Annotated in this window: 18 protein-coding genes; 10 read left to right on the top strand and 8 right to left on the bottom strand. The window is 72.1% G+C overall.

The features are described 5' to 3' along the window. Positions 1-18: 18 nt before the first annotated feature. Positions 19-915: a hypothetical protein gene (locus ACRYCC_RS24925; RefSeq protein ID WP_433815857.1), complete on the top strand. Its 897-nt coding sequence runs from the start codon at positions 19-21 to the stop codon at positions 913-915. Positions 916-946: 31 nt separating this feature from the next. On the opposite strand, the gene ACRYCC_RS24920 is transcribed toward ACRYCC_RS24925, so the two are convergent. The 5 genes from ACRYCC_RS24920 to ACRYCC_RS24900 form a co-directional block, all read right to left on the bottom strand. After that, positions 947-1,522 carry an NUDIX hydrolase gene (locus tag ACRYCC_RS24920; RefSeq protein WP_433815855.1) on the bottom strand — a complete coding sequence of 192 codons (576 nt, stop codon included), beginning with the start codon at positions 1,520-1,522 and terminating at the stop codon, positions 947-949. Further along, a complete protein-coding gene (locus tag ACRYCC_RS24915) occupies positions 1,435-2,283 on the bottom strand; it encodes an ABC transporter permease (protein WP_433815853.1) in 849 nt (282 codons plus the stop codon). The genes ACRYCC_RS24920 and ACRYCC_RS24915 overlap by 88 nt, the downstream gene beginning before the upstream one ends. Next, on the bottom strand, positions 2,280-3,248 hold the full coding sequence (locus ACRYCC_RS24910) for an ABC transporter ATP-binding protein (protein ID WP_433815851.1): 969 nt from the start codon (positions 3,246-3,248) through the stop codon (positions 2,280-2,282). The genes ACRYCC_RS24915 and ACRYCC_RS24910 overlap by 4 nt, the downstream gene beginning before the upstream one ends. Beyond that, a complete protein-coding gene (locus ACRYCC_RS24905) occupies positions 3,245-3,733 on the bottom strand; it encodes a MarR family winged helix-turn-helix transcriptional regulator (protein ID WP_433815849.1) in 489 nt (162 codons plus the stop codon). The genes ACRYCC_RS24910 and ACRYCC_RS24905 overlap by 4 nt, the downstream gene beginning before the upstream one ends. Positions 3,734-3,799: 66 nt before the next feature. Further along, positions 3,800-4,522 (bottom strand): TetR/AcrR family transcriptional regulator C-terminal domain-containing protein, encoded by a 723-nt coding sequence (locus ACRYCC_RS24900; RefSeq protein ID WP_433815847.1) that lies wholly within the window; start codon positions 4,520-4,522, stop codon positions 3,800-3,802. 221 nt (positions 4,523-4,743) lie between these two features. Here ACRYCC_RS24900 and ACRYCC_RS24895 point away from each other — a divergent pair, with 221 nt between their 5' ends. Next, positions 4,744-6,501 (top strand): MFS transporter, encoded by a 1,758-nt coding sequence (locus ACRYCC_RS24895; protein ID WP_433815845.1) that lies wholly within the window; start codon positions 4,744-4,746, stop codon positions 6,499-6,501. 90 nt (positions 6,502-6,591) lie between these two features. Here the strand turns inward: ACRYCC_RS24895 and ACRYCC_RS24890 are convergent, their stop codons facing one another. After that, complete coding sequence (locus ACRYCC_RS24890; protein WP_433815843.1) at positions 6,592-7,164, bottom strand: TetR/AcrR family transcriptional regulator; 573 nt, start codon at positions 7,162-7,164, stop codon at positions 6,592-6,594. 193 nt (positions 7,165-7,357) lie between these two features. Between ACRYCC_RS24890 and ACRYCC_RS24885 the strand changes: the two genes are divergently transcribed. Continuing rightward, complete coding sequence (locus tag ACRYCC_RS24885; RefSeq protein ID WP_433815842.1) at positions 7,358-8,374, top strand: alcohol dehydrogenase catalytic domain-containing protein; 1,017 nt, start codon at positions 7,358-7,360, stop codon at positions 8,372-8,374. Between the two features lie 43 nt (positions 8,375-8,417). Here ACRYCC_RS24885 and ACRYCC_RS24880 read toward each other — a convergent pair whose 3' ends face one another. After that, positions 8,418-9,671 carry an ROK family transcriptional regulator gene (locus ACRYCC_RS24880; RefSeq protein WP_433815840.1) on the bottom strand — a complete coding sequence of 418 codons (1,254 nt, stop codon included), beginning with the start codon at positions 9,669-9,671 and terminating at the stop codon, positions 8,418-8,420. Positions 9,672-9,792: 121 nt separating this feature from the next. Between ACRYCC_RS24880 and xylA the strand changes: the two genes are divergently transcribed. The 7 genes from xylA (at position 9,793) to ACRYCC_RS24845 (ending at position 15,785) form a co-directional block, all read left to right on the top strand. Beyond that, positions 9,793-10,941, top strand: coding sequence for a xylose isomerase (gene xylA / locus ACRYCC_RS24875; protein ID WP_433815838.1), 1,149 nt, complete (start codon positions 9,793-9,795; stop codon positions 10,939-10,941). 13 nt (positions 10,942-10,954) lie between these two features. After that, complete coding sequence (gene xylB / locus ACRYCC_RS24870; RefSeq protein WP_433815836.1) at positions 10,955-12,370, top strand: xylulokinase; 1,416 nt, start codon at positions 10,955-10,957, stop codon at positions 12,368-12,370. Positions 12,371-12,475: 105 nt separating this feature from the next. Then, positions 12,476-13,294: an SDR family oxidoreductase gene (locus ACRYCC_RS24865; protein ID WP_433815834.1), complete on the top strand. Its 819-nt coding sequence runs from the start codon at positions 12,476-12,478 to the stop codon at positions 13,292-13,294. A gap of 257 nt (positions 13,295-13,551) precedes the next feature. Beyond that, the gene (locus ACRYCC_RS24860; protein WP_433815832.1) at positions 13,552-13,674 is read left to right on the top strand and encodes a hypothetical protein; all 123 of its coding nucleotides are present in this window, start codon (positions 13,552-13,554) and stop codon (positions 13,672-13,674) included. 4 nt (positions 13,675-13,678) lie between these two features. Further along, positions 13,679-14,380 (top strand): sensor histidine kinase, encoded by a 702-nt coding sequence (locus tag ACRYCC_RS24855; protein WP_433815830.1) that lies wholly within the window; start codon positions 13,679-13,681, stop codon positions 14,378-14,380. Between the two features lie 112 nt (positions 14,381-14,492). Then, positions 14,493-15,476: a GlxA family transcriptional regulator gene (locus ACRYCC_RS24850; RefSeq protein WP_433815828.1), complete on the top strand. Its 984-nt coding sequence runs from the start codon at positions 14,493-14,495 to the stop codon at positions 15,474-15,476. 90 nt (positions 15,477-15,566) lie between these two features. Then, positions 15,567-15,785, top strand: a complete 219-nt coding sequence (locus ACRYCC_RS24845; RefSeq protein ID WP_433815826.1) for a hypothetical protein — start codon at positions 15,567-15,569, stop codon at positions 15,783-15,785. Between the two features lie 101 nt (positions 15,786-15,886). On the opposite strand, the gene dctA is transcribed toward ACRYCC_RS24845, so the two are convergent. Next, a complete protein-coding gene (gene dctA / locus ACRYCC_RS24840; protein ID WP_433815824.1) occupies positions 15,887-17,299 on the bottom strand; it encodes a C4-dicarboxylate transporter DctA in 1,413 nt (470 codons plus the stop codon). Between the last annotated feature and the right edge of the window lie 103 nt (positions 17,300-17,402).

Here is a 17,402-nt window from a genome sequence, read left to right as displayed (position 1 = left end):
ACCCGAGGAGGAAGACCGATGCGAGCAGAGCAGGAGCGGGCCGGGACCGGGCCGGGCGGGTTCCCGTCGCCGGATCCCGGGCGCGCCGCCGTCGCGGTGCCGGCACCGGGCGCGGGTCCCGGCCACTGGGCTGGGGCGCCGAGCGCCGTGCTGGACACGGACGGAACGTTCGTCGTCGCCTACCGGCTGCGGGCCGTGGACCGGCGCGGCGCCGCCACGGTCGTCGCCCGGTCGGCGGACGGCGAGCACCTCACCACCGTGGCGACGCTCGACAAGGCGCGGTTCGGCGCCATGTCGCTCGAGCGGCCCGCGCTCGTCCGCACCGAGACGGGCCGGTGGCGGCTCTACGTCTGCTGTGCCACCCCGGACAGCAAGCACTGGTGGATCGACGTGCTGGAGGCCGCCGACCCGGCGGGGCTCGCCGACGCCGAGGCCCGCACGGTCTTCCCCGGCGATGAGCACACCGGGGTGAAGGACCCGGTGATCCGCTACGCGGACGGCCGCTGGCACGCCTGGATCTGCTGCCACCCGCTGGACGAGCCCGGCGAAGAGGACCGGATGACCACCGCCTACGCCACCAGCGCCGACGGGCTGGCGTGGGACTGGCACGGCACGGTGCTCACCGGCCGCCCCGGCCACTGGGACGCCCGGGGCGCGCGGGTCACCGCCGTACTGCCGGACGGCCGGGCCACCTACGACGGCCGCGCCACCAAGGAGGAGAACTTCTCCGAGCGCACCGGGCTCGCCCGGCTCACCGGCGGCCTGCTCACCCCGGTCGGCGAGGCGCCCGCCGGTGCCGTGCGCTATCTCGACATCGTGCCGCTGCCCGGCGGCGGTCACCGCCTCTACTACGAGGCCCCGCTGCCGGACGGCAGCCACGACCTGCGCACCGAGTACGTCGGCGCCCTTCCGTAGCCGCGGCGTGCTCGCCCCGGGTCGGTGCCGGTCAGGTCCAGGGCAGCCGGACGGGCTCGCGCGGCCGGTCCCCGGCCAGCAGCCGGGTGAGGAGGGCGGCGAGCCCGACCGGGAAGACGAGCTCGTCCGTCGTGCGCAGCTCGCCGGCGGTCCACCAGCGGTGCGCCAGCAGTTCGTCGCGCTCGGCGCCGGCCAGGCCGGACAGGTCGACGCGGGAGGTGGCCGCACGGGCGAAGAAGTACCAGTTGGTGGTGCGGAACTCGGTGCCGTCCGACCACCACGGGCCGGAGTCGACCGCGACCGGGCTCCCGGCCTCGGCCGGCGGGACCGAGTGCCGGGTCTCCTCGTGGAGTTCCCGGACGGCCGCCTGCGCCGGGGTCTCCCCCGGGTCGATGCCGCCGCCCGGGGTCAGCCAGCCCTCCCGCGCCCAGGGCTCCGGCAGGTGATGACGGAACAGCAGCACCCGGCCGTCCGGGCCGGCCAGGATGACGCGGGCGGTGTCGCGTCGTACCGGCGCGGTCAGGTCAGCACCCGGCGGGTGAAGGTCCGCATCGCCAGCCAGCAGAGCAGCGCGGTGCCGCCGACCAGCACGATCAGGACCACCCACACCGGCATGTGCTCCAGCTGCGGGGTCAGCACCGCGCGCAGGCCCTCGCTCATGTACACGATGGGGTTGATCAGCACCACGACCTGCAGCCAGCGGATGTCCTGCAGGGCCGCCCACGGGTAGTAGACGCAGCCGAGCATGGTCATGGGCAGCAGCACCAGCGCGAACAGCACCTGGATCTTCTGCGGGTCGATCAGGGTGCCCAGCAGCAGGCCCCCGGACGAGGCCAGCAGCGAGCCCGCCACCATGACCAGCACGAACATCGGCCAGTTGTCGATGTGCACGCTCGGCGCCTGGCCCTTCGCGTGGATGAACAGCACCGCCGGGAAGACCAGGAGCCCGCCGATCAGGCCCTGCAGCCCGGCGGACACGATCTTCTGGACCGCCAGCAGCGGGATGGGCAGCGGGGCCAGCGCGCGGTCGGTGATCGACCGCTGCCAGGACAGCTCCATCATCAGCGGGAAGATGACGGCCATCATCGCCTGCATGACGATCGACGAGGCGATCAGGCCGGGCACCAGGATCGTGGAGAACGTCGGCCCGCCGCCGCCACCCCCGGCGAACATCGCGCCGCCTCCCGCCGTGCCGATCTTCGGCATGACGTAGGCGAACACGAAGACGAACAGCAGCGGCTGGAGGATGACGCGCAGGAAGGTCGACAGGAAGCTGCGGCGCATCACCCGGACCTCGCGGGCCATCATCGCGACGAACGTCCTGGTCACGGTCGCTCGCGGCGCCACCGGCGCGGTCACAGTGCTCATTCCCGGTACTCCCGTCCGGTCAGGGTCAGAAAAACGGTCTCCAGGCTGGGCCGGAGCTGGGTCGCGTCGGTGATGCCCACCCCGGCCGAGGCGCCGACCGTGACCAGCTCGCCGAGCAGGCCGTCCGGCTCGTGCGCGAACACCCGCACCTGGCCGTCGGAGACCTCCACCTTGCTGACGTCGTGGCGCGCGCGCAGCGTGTCGATGCTCTGCGCGGGAGGCACCCCGTCGTAGGTGACGGTGATGACGGTGTCGGCGCCGGCGGAGCTCTTCAGCTCCTCGACGGTGCCGCTGGCGAGCACCTTGCCGTGGTCGATGACGGCGACCCGCTCGCAGAGCGCCTCGGCCTCTTCCATGTAGTGCGTGGTGAGCAGGGTCGTCTGCCCCTGCGCCTGGAGCTCGCGCAGGACGCTCCAGAGGTTCACCCGGGTCTGCGGGTCCAGCCCGGCGGTCGGCTCGTCGAGGAAGAGCACCTCCGGACGGTGCACGAGGGCCCGGCAGATCATGAGGCGCTTGGCCTGGCCGCCGGACAGCTCGAAGGGGTTGCCCTTGCGCCGGTCGGTCAGGTTGAACATCTCCAGCAGCTCGTCGGCGCGGCGGCGGGCGTCCCGCGCGCCCATCCCGAAGTAGCGGCCCCGGAACTCGAGGTTCTCGAAGGCGGTCAGGTCGTTGTCCAGGGTGTTGTTCTGCGACACCATGCCGATCCGGCGTTTGACCTCCACCGGATGGGCGGCGACGTCGAGCCCGCAGACGTGGGCCTCGCCGGAGGTCGGCACCACCAGGGTCGTGAGCATGCCGATGGTCGTCGACTTCCCCGCGCCGTTCGGCCCGAGCAGGCCGAAGAACTCCCCGCGCGTCACCTCCAGGTCGATGCCCTGGACCGCGGACACGTCGCCGCGGGGACTGGAGTACGTCTTGTGCAGATCTACGGTACGAACGGCGGCCTCGGGGGGTGGTGAGGTCACGGCCGATCTCCCTTCGAGAAGGCGTCGAAACGCTCGATCAGGGTGAGGAGGTATCTGCGGACGGCCGGTTCGTCCGCCTGGTCGACGACGTCGAGGAGCCGCCAGAGGTCACCGCCGATGGCCTGGCCGGTCTCCTTGGCCAGCCGGCGTCCGGCGCCGGTGATGTGGAGCCGGACCACGCGCCGGTCACGGCCGTCGCGGCGCCGCTCGACGTGGCCGTTGCGCTCCAGCGTGTCCACCACGGAGGTGACCGTCGCGGGGGTCGTCGACAGCCGCCGGGCCACCTCCCCCGCGCGCAGGCCGTCCTCGCCGGACAGGATCCGCAGCAGGAAGAATCCGGCCGGGCTCAGCCCGCTCTTCTCGACCAGCCGCGACCACACCGGCCCGGTCATCCGCGCGGCCGCCGCGAAGAGCCGCCCGAGGGGCCACTCCGGCATCGGCCCGAGGGAGGACAGGTCGCCGAAGCCGAGCTCCTCTGCTTCCATGCCCGTTATTCTTAGACCTCTGAAATTTAGTTGTCAAACTAATATTCCATGAACCTCCGGCCCGGCTCATTCCTCCACGTAGGAGGCCAGCCCCCGGACGAAGACGTCGAGGCCGAACTCGAAGCGCTCGTTCCCGTCGCCCGCCGTCAGCACGTCCACCATCGAGGAGATGAGGGGGAAACGCTGGGGGGGCAGCTTGCGGAAGTAGTCGTCGATCCCGGCGAAGTACGACGCGAGGTCGAACCCCTGCTTCAGCTTGGCGGTGTACATCGAGGCCTCGATGGCGTCGGCGTCGATGTACATGCCGAGCCGGTCGAGCGCCCAGGCCGCGACCTGGCCGGGCACGCCGCCGCCGAGCATGAGGGTGAGCATCGCCTCGGCGATGCGCAGCTGGTTGGGCCCGGTCGGGATGCTGACGAGCGAGATCTTGGCGATGTCGGCGTGCGAGGTCCACACCCGCTGCGACTCGCGGGCGATCTCCTTCATCTGCTCCTGCCAGCGGGACGGGTCGAGTTCCTCCGGCAGCCGGATCTCGCCGGCGATCCGCTCCAGCATGAGCTCCAGCAGCTCGTCCTTGTTCGAGATGTGGGCGTAGAGCGAGGCGGGGCCGGTGCCGAGCTCCTGGGCGATCCGCCGCATGCTGACGCCGTCGAGCCCCTCGGCGTCGAGCACGCGGATCGCCGTCTCGACGATGAGGTCCTGGCCGAGCGGCTGCTTCGGCGGCGCGGGCTTGGGCGCCTTGCGCCAGGGCAGCGTCGGCATGTCCCCGTCGGCGGACTTCTTGATCATTGGCCCACGCTCCAAGTTCGCGATACATCTTGACGGCCGCGATACGCGATGTATCGTGTCTCTAGAAACGAGATATGTCGTCTCTCTGCCTCATCCGAGGCCGACTCTCGCCTCCACTCGACGAACATCGTACTTGACACGATCGGCGTACCACCCGTAGAACAGTGTTCGTTAGCTACGAACATAGTTCGCCCTCTGTCTCCTCCCCCCGGAGTTCTGCGATGACCGAAGCAGCTGAAACCGGCCGCCCCACCGCGGCCGACCCCGAGTGGCCGGGCTACCGCTGGCGCTGGATCGCCCTTTTCGTGATCCTCGCCGGTGAGGTCATGGACCTGCTCGACGCCCTCGTCACCAACATCGCCGCGCCGACCATGCGCGCCGACCTGGGCGGCTCCGCCACCATGATCCAGTGGCTGGGCGCCGGCTACACCCTGGCGATGGCCGTCGGCCTGATGACCGGCGGACGGCTCGGTGACCTGTACGGCCGCAAGCGGATGTTCCTGCTCGGCGCGCTGGGCTTCACCGCCGGCTCGCTGTTGTGCGCGATCTCCCAGTCACCCGAGATGCTGGTGGGCTCCCGGGTCCTCCAGGGGCTGTTCGGCGCGGTCATGCTGCCCCAGGGGCTCGGCATGATCAAGGAGATGTTCCCGCCGAAGCAGATGGGCGCCGCCTTCGGAGCGTTCGGCCCGGTGATGACGTTGTCCTCGATCGGCGGCCCGATCATGGCCGGCTGGCTGATCGACGCCGACTACTTCGGGACCGGCTGGCGCATGATCTTCCTGATCAACCTGCCGCTCGGGCTGGGCGCCTTCCTCGCGGGTCTCAAGTGGCTGCCCCGCGCCGACGCCGGCCTGGCCCGGGCCACCCGGCTGGACGTGCCCGGCATGCTGATCGCCACCGCCGCCGCGGTGCTGCTGGTCTATCCGCTGGTGCAGGGCCGTGAGCTGGGCTGGCCCGCCTGGACCTTCGTCTCGATGGCCGCCTCCGCCGCGCTCTTCGTGTTCTTCGCCTGGTTCGAGCTGCGCAAGAAGCGCTCGGGCGCCGACCCGCTGATCGAGCCGAGCCTGTTCGTCAAGCGCGGCTTCACCGGCGGCCTGGTGGTCGGGCTGGTCTTCTTCTCCGCCATGACGGGCTTCTCGCTGGCCTTCAGCCTCTACACCCAGATCGGGCTGCACTACTCCCCGCTGAAGGCGGGCCTGGCCGGGGTGCCGATGTCGATCGGCATGGTCGCCGGCTTCGGCATGGCGCAGGCCGTACAGAGGTTCGGCCGCAAGGTCATCCACACGGGCGTCGCCATCATGGCGGCCGGCGTCGTGGGCGTGGTCGTGACCCTGCAGCTGGCCGGGATCGGCGTCACCCCGTGGCAGCTCGCCCCGGCGCTCGTCCTCACCGGACTCGGGATGGGCCTGCTGATGGCCCCGTTCTTCGACACGGTGCTGGCCGGAGTCGAGCCGCACGAGACCGGTTCCGCCGGTGGCACGCTCACCGCGATCCAGCAGCTCGGTGCCGCCCTGGGCGTCGCCGTGCTCGGCACCATCTTCTTCGGCCTGCTCGGCAGGCACGTCGCCTCCGCCGGCGACGCGGCCGCACCCGGGCTGCGCGCCGAGCTCACCGCCGCGGGCGTGCCCGCGGCCCGGCAGGAGCCCATCGTGGCCGGACTGCGCGCCTGCGGCCATGACCAGGCCGTGGCCAAGGACGTGGCCAAGACCCCCGTGTCCTGCCTCGACGCCCAGAACGCCGTCAAGGCCGCGATCGCGGCCGCCCCGCAGTCGGCCGACCGCATCGCCAAGGTCACCGCCAAGGTGGCTCAGGACTCCGCGAAGCAGGGGTTCAGCGACGCGATGACCATCACGCTGTGGGTCGTGGTCGGGGCGATGGGCCTGACCTTCCTGGTCACCTTCCTGCTCCCGATGCACGCCCGCCCCGAAGAGGAGGCCGTGCCCGAGGACACGAAGGAGACCTCGCAGGCCGGCGTCTGACCGGCCCCCGCCAGGCCCGCCGGCGAGCACGACACCGGCGGGCCCCGGCGGCGGGGCACGACACCGGCGAGTCCCGGCGGTGATGCCCCGTCAGGCGAGCAACACGCCGAACACGACGTCGAAGAACGCGTCGAAGGCCTCCGCGGAGCGGTCGGCGCGGGCCCCGATGAGCGCGCCCTCCCAGGCGTTGAGGACGAAGCGGGCGGTCGTCTCCGGGTCGAGATCGGCACGCAACGTCCCGGCGCGCTGCGCCTGACCGAGCGCCTCCGCGATGAGCGCGGTCCACTCCCCCAGGCCCTGCCGGACGGCCGCCCGGATCACGTCGCTGTGGTCGACGATCTCGGTGCCGAAGTTGCCGATGAGGCATCCGCCGGTGAAGTCACGGCGCAGGCTCTGGTCCCGGAGGAACTCGAAGTGCGCCCGGAGCCGGGTCAGCGGCTCGACGGCGTGGTCGGCGAGGTCCTGCATGCGGCTGCCCGCGCCGTAGCGCTCCAGGGCCACGACCGCCAGCGCCTCCTTGCTGTCGAAGTGGTTGTAGAAAGACCCCTTCGGCACCCCTGCCGTGTCGGTGATGTCCTTCACCCCGGCCGCGTTGAAGCCGTGCGCGTGGAACTGCTCCAGCGCCGCCTCGACGATCTCCTCACGCATGCTCCGCCTGGCCACGATCGCCACCTCCCCGCATCAAATATGGCCGGTCGTCTTACCTCCCGTCAAACTCGGCCCCCGCCCTGGACGCACCTGGAAACGCCAGGTGGGGGCCGTTTGACCAATTCAAGACGACCGGTCATATTGAAACGGAACGCGCCCCGGCCATCCGGACCGGCGGTGACAGCCCGTGCCCGCTGAGGAGAAGACGATGTCCACCTATCGCGCATTCGAGGTGACCGGATCGAGGAGGTTCGAGCTGGTGGTCCGTGAGCTCGGACGGCCGCCCGCGGGCCACGTACGGCTGCGGGTCGAGACCTGCGGGGTATGTCACACCGACGTCCTCGCCGTCGAGGGCCTCCGCGCCGACCCGGACCGGCCCGTCGTACCCGGCCACGAGATCGTCGGGGTGATCGACGCGGTCGGTGACGGCGTGACGGCCTGGCGGGTGGGCGAGCGGGTGGGCGTCGGTTTCCTCGGCGGCCAGTGCGGTGAGTGCGGTGACTGCCGCCGGGGCGATTTCGTCAACTGCACCGACCAGCCCCAGATCGGGACCACGGTGGACGGCGGATACGCCGAGGTCGCCTTCGCCAGGACCAGCGGGCTCGTGCGCATCCCCGAGGGCATGGACTCCCTCGAGGCGTCGCCGCTGCTGTGCGCCGGCCTGACCATGTTCAAGGCGCTGCAGCAGACGGGCGCCCCCGCGGGGACGCTGGTGGCCGTCCAGGGCATCGGCGGCCTCGGCCATCTCGGCCTGCAGTACGCCGCCAGGCTCGGCTATCGCGTCGCCGCCATCGCCCGGGGCACCGGCAAGGCGGAGCTCGCGGCCCGGCTGGGCGCCGACCACTACATCGACAGTGCCGCCGAGGACCCCGGGGCCGCGCTGCGGAAACTCGGCGGCGCGGCGGCGATCATCGCGACGGCCGCCAGTGGCGCCTCGATGTCACCGCTGGTCGCCGGGCTCGCGCACCGCGGCCGCATGGTGGTCGTCGGAGCCGCCGCCGATCCCCTCTCGGTCAACACCGCGGACCTCATCTTCGGGACCCGCACGCTCGGCGGGAGCCTGACCGGCACGTCGATCGAGAACGAGGACAACCTCGCGTTCAGCGAGCGCCGCGGCATCCGCCCGCTGGTCGAGACCATGCCGCTGGCGGAGGCACCGAAGGCCTACGAACGCATGATGTCCGGTCAGGCGCGGTTCCGGGTCGTCCTGGACATGACGGCCTGACCCGGGAGGCACCCCGGCCGCCGGCCACCGCCGTCCGGCGGCCCTAGGAGGCGACGGCGCGCAGCAGCCGACCCGGATCGGCGATGACGCGCTCGATCACCAGGCCCGCCGCGCCGAGCACCGCCGCTCCCCCGGCCAGCGGGGACACCACCACCTGCGGCACGGTGCCGCGCAGCACACCCGACCCCAGGGCGAGCGCCTCCTCGACGGCGGGACAGGCCCACCGGGCCAGCGGCGAGAAGATGCCGCCCAGCACCACCGTGTCGGGGTCCAGGAGCTTGACCGCGGTCGTCAGCGCGCCCCCGAGCGCGCGCCCCGCCCGCCGCACGGCCGCGACGGCGGCGGGGTCGCCGGCTTCGAGCAGGCCGACGAGCACCGCGATGGACCCGTCCGGGCCGGCCGCCGACCCGGCCGTCATCCCGGTGAGCCCGGCCGCGCGCAGGATCGCCTCCTGCCCGGCGAACTGTTCGAGACAGCCCCGGCTGCCGCAGGCGCACGGCGGCCCGGACGGCTCCACGACGATGTGGCCCAGCTCGCCCGCGAAGCCGTGCGCACCGCGGAAGATCTGGCCGGCCACCACGATGCCCGCGCCGATCCCGATCTCACCGGAGACGTGGACGAAGTCGCCCAGCGCGGACCCCGCACCGAACCACAGCTCACCGAGCGCGGCCAGGTTGGCCTCGTTGTCGTGCTCGGCGGGCAGCCGCAGGGCCGGCAGCCGCTCATGCAGCAGCCCGGCGACGGGGGCGTCGGCCCAGCCCAGGTTGGGCGCCTGGAGCAACCGCCCGTGCGAGCGGTCCAGGACGCCGGGCAGCGCCACCACCGATCCCGCGACGGTCAGCCCCTGCGCGGAGGCCGCGGCGATCGCCTGCTGGGCCAGTCCCGCCAGCGCGGTGATGACCTGCTCGGGTGACCGGCCGCGGTTGTCGGCCGTCACCACGTGCCGGTAACGGACCCGCCTGCCGAGATCGAGCACGCACGCCGACAGGTAGTCGACGTTGACCTCGAGGCCCAGACCGGCCGCTCCGTCGCCCTCGATCGAGACCGCCACCCCGGGGCGGCCCCGCTCGCCCTCGTGCACCAGCCCGCCCTCGCGGACGAGCCCGGCCTCGGCGAGCACCGCGACGAGGGTGGAGACGGTGGTCTTGGTGAGGCCGGTGATCTCGGCCAGCCGGGCCCTGGTGACCGGCTGGTGACCGGCGACCTCGCCCAGCAGGACGGCGAGGTTGCGCTCGCGCATGGTGCCGTGCCGGACCGGGCCACCACCTCCACCGAGCATGGCCCCAGAGTAAAGCATGATCGAAGACTAATAGGTGATGACCGTGCCTTGACGACCGGCCATGCATGGTGTCTTGATTAGTCCATATAGTTTACGAATAGCGTACGCAACCCGAGTACGACCCCGAGTGGAGGACTCCATGGGCGACTTCGAACCCACCCGCGAGGACCGCTTCAGCTTCGGCCTCTGGACCGTCGGCTGGCAGGCCCGTGACCCCTTCGGCGACGCGACCCGGGCGCCGCTGGACCCGGTGGAGGCGGTGCACCGGCTGGCGGAGCTGGGCGCGTACGGCGTGACCTTCCACGACGACGACCTGCTGGCCGTGGAGCCGGACCGCGACAAGGCGATCGCGGCCTTCCGCAAGGCCCTCGACGAGACCGGCCTGGTCGTGCCGATGGCCACCACCAACCTGTTCACCCACCCGGTGTTCAAGGACGGCGGGTTCACCTCCAACGACCGCGACATCCGCAGGTACGCGATCCGCAAGGTGATGCGCAACCTCGACCTGGCCGCCGAGCTGGGCGCGAAGACCTACGTCTTCTGGGGCGGGCGCGAGGGCTCCGAGACCGACGCCGCCAAGGACGTGCGGGCGGCCCTCGACCGGTTCAAGGAGGCCCTGGACTTCCTCGGGGCGTACGTCGTCGACCGCGGCTACGACATCCGGTTCGCGCTGGAGCCCAAGCCCAACGAGCCGCGCGGCGACATCCTGCTGCCCACCGTCGGGCACGCGCTGGCCTTCATCTCCACGCTGGAGCGCCCGGAGATGGTCGGGGTCAACCCCGAGGTCGGCCACGAGCAGATGGCCGGGCTCAACTTCGTGCACGGCATCGCCCAGGCACTGTGGCAGGGCAAGCTCTTCCACATCGACCTCAACGGCCAGCACGGGATCAAGTACGACCAGGACCTGGTCTTCGGCACCGGCGACGTCAAGAGCGCGTTCTTCCTGGTGGACCTGCTGGAGAACGGCGGCTACGAGGGCCCCCGCCACTTCGACTACAAGCCGCTGCGCACCGAGGACGCCGGCGACGTGTGGACCACGGCCGCGGCGAACATGCGCACCTACCTGATCCTGCGCGAGCGGGCCCGGGCGTTCCGCGCGGACCCCGAGGTCCAGGAGGCCCTGGTCGCCTCCCGGGTGGACCAGCTGGCGGTGCCCACCCTGGCTCCCGGCGAGTCGTACGACTCGCTGCGCACCGAGGAGTTCGACCTGGAGGCGGCGGCGGCCCGCGGCTACCACTTCGCCCACCTGGACCAGCTGGCGGTCGAGCACCTCCTCGGCGCCCGCTGAATCGGGGACTCGCATGGGAGGGAAGAACGGCACGAAGGTGGCCGGGGTCGACTCCTCGACCCAGTCCTGCAAGGTCGTCGTCTGTGACGCGGAGACCGGAGCGGTCCTGCGCACGGGCGGCGCGCCGCACCCGGACGGGACCGAGGCCGACCCCGGCGCCTGGTGGGACGCCCTGAACCGGGCCGCCGAGGCCGCGGGCGGGCTCGGCGACGTGGCCGCGATCGGGGTCGCCGGTCAGCAGCACGGCATGGTCTGCCTCGACCGGGACGGCGAGGTCGTCCGGCCGGCACTGCTGTGGAACGACACCCGCTCGGCCGGGGCCGCGCAGGCCCTGGTGGCCGAGCTCGGCGGGCCCAAGGCCTGGGCGGAGGCCGTCGGCAGCGTGCCGGTCGCCTCCTTCACGGTCACCAAGCTGCGCTGGCTGGCCGAGCACGAGCCGGACGCGGCGGCGCGCACCGCCGCGGTCTGCCTGCCGCACGACTACCTGACGTGGCGGCTGACCGGCGGTTCCGGGCCTGACACCCTCGTCACCGACCGCGGCGACGCCTCCGGCACCGGCTACTGGTCGCCGTCGGAGGGCGGCTACCGGCCCGATCTGCTGCGGCTCGCGCTGGGGCGGGTGCCGGCGCTGCCGTCGGTGCTGGACCCGGCCGGCGCGGCGGGCCGTACGGCCGGCGGGGCGCTGGTCTCGGCGGGCACCGGCGACAACATGGGCGCGGCGCTCGGCCTGGGCGCCCGGCCGGGTGACGTCGTGGTGTCGCTCGGCACCTCGGGCACCGTCTTCGCGGTGACCACGCGTGCGTGCGCCGACGAGACCGGCATCATCGCCGGGTTCGCCGACGCCACCGGCCGGTTCCTGCCGCTGGTGTGCACGCTCAACGCGGCGCGGGTGCTGGACGCGGCGGCGGAGCTGCTCGGCGTCGACCACGCCGGGCTGTCCCGGCTGGCGCTGTCCGCGCCCGCCGGCGCGGAGGGCCTGGTCCTGGTGCCCTACCTGGAGGGCGAGCGCACTCCCAACCTGCCGGACGCGACCGGGGCGCTGCACGGGCTCCGGCTCGGCACCGCGACGCCCGCGCATCTGGCCCGCGCGTCCATCGAGGGCATGCTGTGCGGGCTGGCCGACGGCCTCGACGCGCTGGCCGCCGCGGGGGTGGCCGTCGAGCGGATCCTGCTGATCGGCGGCGGGGCCCGCTCCGAGGCCGTACGCGCGATCGCGTCCACCGTGCTCGGCCGCCCGGTCCTGGTCCCGCCACCCGCGGAGTACGTCGCCGAGGGCGCCGCCCGGCAGGCCGCGTGGGCCCTGTCCGGCGCGGCGGAGCCGCCGGTCTGGGAACGCCCGGGGCTGGAACTGCACGAGGCCGCGCCCGCACCCGGCCTGCGCGAACGCTACGCCGAGGCCCGCGAGCACGTCCTGGACCGCCTGGCGTGACACCGATCCCGGGGGAAGGCCGGTTCCCGCCAAGAGCGGGTGCCGGTTTCCCCCGGGCAGGCGCCCGCCCGGCGTGTCGCGCGACGTCCCGGGTAGGGCGGGGACGTGAGCGAAGCACCCGTCCCGCACACCGGCTACCCGCACGTCGCCGTCGTCACCGGCGCGGACTCCGGGATCGGCCGGGCCACCGCGGTGGTCCTGGCCGAGCAGGGGTTCGACGTGGGGATCACCTTCCACACCGACCGGGCCGGGGCGGAGCGGACGGCCGGGGAGGTCCGGGCGCAGGGCCGTGACTGTGCCGTGCGCGGCCATGACCTGACCGATCCGGTCCCGGCCTCGGCCGTCGTGGACGACCTCGCCGACGAGCTGGGCGGCCTCGGCGTGCTGGTCAACAACGCCGGCATCGGCAGCCGCCGCCCCCTCCTGGAGATGGACTACCGGCAGTGGCGCTCGGTGCTGGCCGTGGACCTCGACGGGCCGTTCCTGTGCGCCCAGCGAGCGGCCCGCCGGATGGCCCTGCAGGGCACCGGCGGCCGGATCGTCAACGTCACCAGCGTCCACGAGGAGCACCCGCGGGTGGGCGCGGGCCCGTACTGCGCGGCGAAGGGCGGGCTGCGGATGCTGAGCCGGGTGCTCGCGCTGGAACTCGCCGTCCACGGCATCACGGTCAACAACGTCGCGCCCGGCGAGATCGCCACCCCGATGACCGGTCAGGAGGACCGGCCGCCCGAGCCGGGCAGCAGGCCCGGCTATCCCCTCGGCCGTCCGGGGCACGCCCGGGAGGTCGCCGCCGCCGTCGCGTTCCTCGCCTCCCCCTCGGCGTCCTACGTCACCGGCGCCTCGCTCGTCGTCGACGGCGCCCTCGGCCTGATGGGACCCCAGGCGGCGGGCGCGCTCACCTCGGAGGAGTGGCGCAGCGGGTGAGCCCGCCGCAGGCGGCCGCGGTGGCGAAGCCGTAGACCGGAGGGGGCACCGGATCCGGCCCGCCGATATATCGAGGGCCGTCGTTCCCGCAGCGCCTGCGGTCATGACCCGGGCATGAGCGTCAGAGCGACGCCCGGCCCGCTCATGGCCCGCTCATGGCCCGTTCATAGCCCGTTCATAGCCTCATGGCCCGATCCGTGGCCTTCGGGTCCCCTCCGCAGGCCATGGCCGCAGCGGCAGGGGTGGTTGTGAACTGTATGGATTCCACTTCCACCTGGCCGAGCACCATGGCGCCGAACGGGCTCATCGTCATGCCGACCGGGTCGCAGGTCATGGCGGGGCCGGTCGTCACCCTGGGACCCCCCGGCGGCGAGAGGTAGATTCATGCGAGGAGAGCCGCCCGTCGAGCCGAGAGGCGCTCACCTGCACCGGTTCGCCGCCGACGCCTCCCATGAACTGCGCACTCCGCTGGCGGGGCTCAGGCTTCAGCTGGAGGAGGCCCGGCTGCACCCCGGCGAAACCGACCTCCCGCGGCTCCTCGACGCGGCGCTGCGCGACGTCGCCCGGCTCGAAGCGATCACCGCCGACCTGCTGCTGCTCGCGCAGATCGCGACCGACACCTCCGTGCAACGCCGGCCCGTCGACCTCAGCGCCCTGGTCCGGGCCCACGCCGTCCCGAGGCCGGGCGGCCCCGACATCCGCCTGGAGGCCGTCTCGGCGGTCACGGTCGACGCGGCCCCCGGCCATCTCAGCAGGCTGGTCGGCAACCTGCTCGACAACGCCCGCAGGCACGCCCGGCGCTCGATCCAGGTCCGGGTCCAGGTCCGGGTCCGTCACCACGACACCATGGCGGAGCTCACCGTCGCCGACGACGGTCCCGGCATCCCCGTTCACGACCGCGAACGCGTCTTCGAACGCTTCGCCCGGCTGGACACCGCCCGCTGCCGGCACCACGGGGGTACCGGCCTCGGCCTGGCCATCGCCCGCGACATCGCCCACGCCCACGCCGGCACCCTGCACGTGGAGGACGTTCCCGTCGGCGGGGCATGCTTCGTGCTCAGGCTCCCCCTGCTCCCGCCGGCCTGACGGGCAGGTCGACCTGTTGCGGACGCGCCCGCGGCGGGCAGGACGCCAAAGGGGGATGCGGGTGCCGACCCGTGGCGCGGTGGGTCCAACCTGGAGGTATGGGCGATGAGCCGTGAAGGATCTTCGAAGGCCCCACCGGGTCGTGATCGTCCTCTTCGATCACGTACAGCTGCTGGACGTCGCGGGGCCGCTGGAGGTGTTCACGGTGGCCAACGAGAACGGCGCCCACTACGAGTGGATCACCGTCTCGCCGGGAGGCAAGGAGATCCGTACGACCTCGGGCGCCCGCCTGGCCGTGGACGCGGCCGTCGAGGACGTTACCGGGCCGATCGACACCATGATCGTGCACGGCCCCGCGAAATGGCGTGTCGCGGCGTCCGACACCGATTACGTCTCGCTCGTCACCCGTCTGTCTCGATCTTCGGACCGGGTCGCCTCGGTGTGCACCGGCGCCTTCCCGCTGGCGGCCGCGGGGCTCCTGGACGGACTGCGTGCCGCGACCCACTGGCGGTGGGCGGCCGACCTGGCGGCGCACTTCCCGACGGTCAAGGTCGATACTGATTCGATCTTCGTCAGAGACGGCAACGTCATCACCTCGGCGGGCGTCACCGCGGGGATCGATCTCGCCCTCTCGCTCGTGGAGGAGGACTACGGCCCGGAGACGGCACGGGCCACCGCCAAGTACCTGGTCGTCTTCATGGCCCGGCCGGGCGGCCAGTCGCAGTTCAGCGTCCGCCTGGCCGCCGGCCGGCCGCGTAACGACGTCGTCAGGAGGGTGCTGGACGCCGTGACCGCCGCACCTGAGGCAGATCACAGCCGCGAGGCTCTCGCCGGGCGCGCCGGGGTGAGCGTCCGGCATCTCGCCCGCCTGTTCCACACCGAACTCGGGACCACCGTCGCCCGCTACGTGGAACGGATCAGGGTCGAGACCGCCAAGGGGCTCCTCGAGAGCGGCAACGACACCCTTGACCTCGTCGCCCGCCGGTCCGGCTTCGGTTCGAAGGAGACCATGCGGCGGGTCTTCCAGCACGAGCTGGGCGTCACCCCCAGCATCTACCGCGCCCGGTTCCGCACCACCCGGGCCGAACCGGACTGACCAGGTGAGCGGCCGGATGCGTTGACGCCCCGATTCTGGCGGCATGCCGCTATTACCATGAGGCCGAGATCCATAGAAGAGGTGGCCGTCATGGCAACGAGCGACCCGACCTTCCGCGTGGCCTGGCGCGGATACGACCGGCACCAGGTCGACCGGCTGGTGCGGCTGGCGGAGAGGGCGAAAGAGCAGGAGACGCCCGCCGCCGCGGCCAAGACCGTGCGCGAGGCGTTGTCGGACGGTCTGGACGTGGCGTTCCGTGGTTACGACCGCCGCGAGGTCGACCGGTTCTTCCAGTCGTTCATGCAGTAGCCCTGCTTTTCGCTGGCCGAACCTCGTTCTGTGGCGGCGAAAGCACCGCCCGGGAGTCCCGGGCGGTGCTTTTCTCGTGCCCAAACGAGGTTCAGGCCGGGTCAGGCGTGCTGGACCGGGCCCGGCGCCGCCTCGTCCGTGGGGGGCAGCGACTTCTGGCCCGCCGCGACGGGGACCCGTTCCCGGTCCTGGTCCTGAGGGGAGTCCGCTGGAGGCTCGACCGGCTCGCCCCGGAGGACCTTGCCGGCGCGCTCGTGGTCGAGCACGCCCTCCCAGTGGGCCACGACGAGGGTGGCGACGCTGTTGCCGCACACGTTGGTGAGCGCCCGGCACTCGGACATGAACTTGTCGATCCCGAAGATGAGCATGATCCCGGCGACCGGGATCGTCCCGACGGTGGACAGGGTGGCGGCGAGCACGATGAAGCCCGAGCCGGTGACCCCGGCCGCCCCCTTCGAGGTGAGCAGCAGGACGGCCAGCAGGCCGAGCTGCTGCACGATCGACAGGGGCGTGTCGGTGGCCTGCGCGACGTACAGCGCGGCCAGCGTGAGGTAGATCGAGGTGCCGTCGAGGTTGAAGGAGTAGCCGGTCGGCACGGTCAGCCCGACGACCTGCCGGGGCGCCCCGAGGTACTCCAGCTTGTCGATGAGCCGCGGCAGCACGGTCTCCGACGACGACGTGCCGAGCACGATCAGCAGTTCGTCGCGGAGGTACCGCAGCAGCCGGAAGATGTTGATCCGGACCAGTGCCGCGATGGCGCCCAGGACGACCACCACGAAGAACACCGACGTCCCGTAGAAGATCCCGATCAGCGAGCCGAGGCTGGTCAGCGTCGAGATGCCGTACTTGCCCACCGTGAAGGCCATGGCCCCGAAGGCACCGATCGGCGCGGCGTACATCACCAGCTGCAGCACCTTGAAGATGGCGGCGCTGAGCACGTTCACCCCCGCCGTGATCGGCTTCCCGGCCGGGCCCAGCAGCTTGACGGCGATCCCGAACAGCACGCCGAAGAACAGCACCTGCAGCACGTCGCCGTCGGCGAACGCCCCGACCACGCTCGACGGGACCATGTCGGTCAGGTAGTGCCACCAGCTGGAGGTCTCCCCCTGCTGGATGAAGTTCTTCGCGTTGCCGGTGATGGCGATGTTGCCCGGCTTGGCATGGACCCCATCGCCCGGCCTGAAGACGTTGATCACCACGAGCCCGATGATCAGGGCGATCGTCGAGACGACCTCGAAGTAGATCAGCGACTTGAGGCCGACCCGGCCGACCCGGCGCAGGTCGTCGACCCCGGCGATGCCGGCGACCACCGTGAGGAAGATGACCGGGGTGATGACCATCTTGATCATGTTGACGAAGGTCGTGCCGAGCGGTTCCAGGTCCACGCCCACGGAGGGCCACACGGATCCGACCACGATGCCGGCGGCGATCCCGGTCAGGACCCAGACGTACAACTGCCGATACCACGGTCTGCGCGCGGGAACCGCCGCCACAGAGTCTGCCGAGACCGTCATGGGATTCCTCCTCGTCGTCGCGCGTACGCCCGCAGGCCGTGGCCGTGACGCGTCTGGCACAGCGTGATGTAGGTCACTCATCAGGTCTCGGTTTCGTGCATAA

The organism is Actinomadura scrupuli, assembly GCF_050971785.1.
GTDB lineage: Bacteria > Actinomycetota > Actinomycetes > Streptosporangiales > Streptosporangiaceae > Actinomadura_E > Actinomadura_E scrupuli.
This window is presented reverse-complemented; position numbering and strand designations above follow the sequence as displayed.

Bases quoted from the DNA above. Each gene is read 5' to 3' on its own strand.
- ACRYCC_RS24925 (WP_433815857.1), top strand. From the start codon at position 19: ATGCGAGCAGAGCAGGAGCGGGCCGGGACCGGGCCGGGCGGGTTCCCG.
- ACRYCC_RS24915 (WP_433815853.1), bottom strand. From the start codon at position 2,283: ATGAGCACTGTGACCGCGCCGGTGGCGCCGCGAGCGACCGTGACCAGG.
- ACRYCC_RS24905 (WP_433815849.1), bottom strand. From the start codon at position 3,733: ATGGAAGCAGAGGAGCTCGGCTTCGGCGACCTGTCCTCCCTCGGGCCG.
- ACRYCC_RS24900 (WP_433815847.1), bottom strand. From the start codon at position 4,522: ATGATCAAGAAGTCCGCCGACGGGGACATGCCGACGCTGCCCTGGCGC.
- ACRYCC_RS24895 (WP_433815845.1), top strand. From the start codon at position 4,744: ATGACCGAAGCAGCTGAAACCGGCCGCCCCACCGCGGCCGACCCCGAG.
- ACRYCC_RS24885 (WP_433815842.1), top strand. From the start codon at position 7,358: ATGTCCACCTATCGCGCATTCGAGGTGACCGGATCGAGGAGGTTCGAG.
- ACRYCC_RS24880 (WP_433815840.1), bottom strand. From the start codon at position 9,671: ATGCTTTACTCTGGGGCCATGCTCGGTGGAGGTGGTGGCCCGGTCCGG.
- xylA (WP_433815838.1), top strand. From the start codon at position 9,793: ATGGGCGACTTCGAACCCACCCGCGAGGACCGCTTCAGCTTCGGCCTC.
- xylB (WP_433815836.1), top strand. From the start codon at position 10,955: ATGGGAGGGAAGAACGGCACGAAGGTGGCCGGGGTCGACTCCTCGACC.
- ACRYCC_RS24860 (WP_433815832.1), top strand. From the start codon at position 13,552: ATGGATTCCACTTCCACCTGGCCGAGCACCATGGCGCCGAACGGGCTC.
- ACRYCC_RS24855 (WP_433815830.1), top strand. From the start codon at position 13,679: ATGCGAGGAGAGCCGCCCGTCGAGCCGAGAGGCGCTCACCTGCACCGG.
- ACRYCC_RS24845 (WP_433815826.1), top strand. From the start codon at position 15,567: ATGGCAACGAGCGACCCGACCTTCCGCGTGGCCTGGCGCGGATACGAC.
- dctA (WP_433815824.1), bottom strand. From the start codon at position 17,299: ATGACGGTCTCGGCAGACTCTGTGGCGGCGGTTCCCGCGCGCAGACCG.